The following is a 1,826-nucleotide window of genomic DNA, read 5'->3' on the forward strand; positions in this document are numbered from 1 at the left end:
TCGGCCACGGCGTCCACGCGGGCCTTGAGGGAATCGCCGTCGGCGCAGGCGCCCTGCATGCCGAGCACGCGTCCTGTGGCTTTGTCCACCACAAGTTCCAGGGTCATCATGGCTTTTTCGGGATAAAAATGGGCGTGGTCAAACTGTTCCACGCTTACGCTGAAGGCGTCGAAGCCTTCGGCGCGGGCGCGCTCCACGGTAAGGCCCACGCCGCAGAAGGAGAGGTCAAAGAGTTTGACGGCCCAGGAACCCACATAGCCCGGGAACACGGCTTCGCCGCCCGCGAGGTTTGTGCCGATGACGCGCCCCTGGCGGTTTGCCATGCTGCCCAGCGGCAGATAGCCCGGCTTGCCGGTAATGATGTTCTTGATGGAAACGCAGTCGCCGCCCGCATAGATGGCGGGATCAGAAGTGCGCATGTGCCGGTCCACCATGATGGCGCCGAAGGGGGCCACTTCAAGCCCGGCATCCTTGGCAAGCTGCCCGTTGGGGATAAAGCCGGCAGCAAAGATAACCAGTTGGGCTTCCAGTTCACGCTTGTCGGTGACGACCTTGCAGACCTTGCCGTCCTTGCCTTCAAGGCGCACGACCTTTTCCCCGGTGTACACATCCACATTGTGGGTCACGCAGTCATGGGCGGCCATGCGCGCCACGGAGTGCGAAAGCACGCCGGGCAGTATCTGGTCCACCATTTCCACCACGCTGCACTTGACGCCCCACATGTCGGCCAGGGCCACGGCGGCCTCAAGGCCGATAAAACCGCCGCCCACAATGACGGCCTCGGTGATCTTGCCTTCCTGGCAGGCCGTGCGGATGGCCCCTGCGGCTTCAAGCCGGGTAAGGGAAAGCACATTTTCAAGGTCTTTGCCTTCCACGGGAGGCACGCGCGGGGTGGCCCCTGTGGCGAGCACCAGTTTGTCGTAAGGCAGTTTTTCTTCCTGCCCGGTGACCACGTTTTTGACCGTAAGGGTTTTAGCCGCGCGGTCAATGGCCGTAGCGCGTGTCTGGGTGCGTACGGTAACGCCCTTCATGTCGCGGAAAAAATCGGCATCGCGCACCGTGTGGTAAGGGGTGGCGCGCAGGTCGTCCAGGTTCTGTATTTCACCGGACACATAAAAAGGTATGCCGCAGCCGCCATAGGAAATGAAAATATTTTCATCCACCAGGGTGATTTCCGCATCAGGCATGAGACGCTTGCAACGGGCCGCGGCCTTGGGGCCAAGGGCTACGCCGCCCACTACCAGAATTTTTTCGGGCATTTCTGCGCTCCTTACTTGTGAGTATTATGAGCAAATGAGCATTATTAACGTATGGTAAGCATGCACCGCAACAAAAACAGGGGCTGCCGCCCATATTTTTACGCGCTTTTTGTGCGGTCGTGGCGGACTTTTAGAGCATTTTCGCCTTGCGAATATCCACTCTCGATGCCTCCAGGACGCCTGCTTCAGCGCATAACAGCGCAACTAGAGCAGGTTAACTTTGAAATGCTTCACATTTTAAAGTTTTCATTCAGCCGAAAAATGCGATTTTCGGCTGAATCCACGCCACATTGTGGCGCGCTGCACTTTCGTGCAGCGTTAGAGCATTTACATTTTTTCAAAGTTAAAATGCTCTAAATAGCGCTTACGCCTCTGCGGCGGGCGTCTGCTCACGCATCCGCCAGAGCAATTTCAAAGTGAAATTGTTCTAAGCCGTGCCGGACAGAATGGCGCAGGCTGTTCCAACGCTTTTTACCGGAAAACGGGCGGCTCCCGCAAAAGCCCCATGCCCGCCATGACGCAGGCTTTTGCGCAAGCCTGCAAGCGTGACGGCGGCCGCCGGAAGCC

Annotated in this window: 1 protein-coding gene; it reads right to left on the reverse strand. The window is 58.2% G+C overall.

The annotated features are described in order from the left end of the window. On the reverse strand, positions 1-1,259 hold a 1,259-nt coding region (locus V6C07_RS11740; RefSeq protein ID WP_333536662.1), incomplete at its 3' end, for an FAD-dependent oxidoreductase. Positions 1,260-1,826: the final 567 nt, after the last annotated feature.

This window comes from Desulfovibrio sp. 1214_IL3152, from assembly GCF_036763055.1.
Lineage (GTDB): Bacteria > Desulfobacterota > Desulfovibrionia > Desulfovibrionales > Desulfovibrionaceae > Desulfovibrio.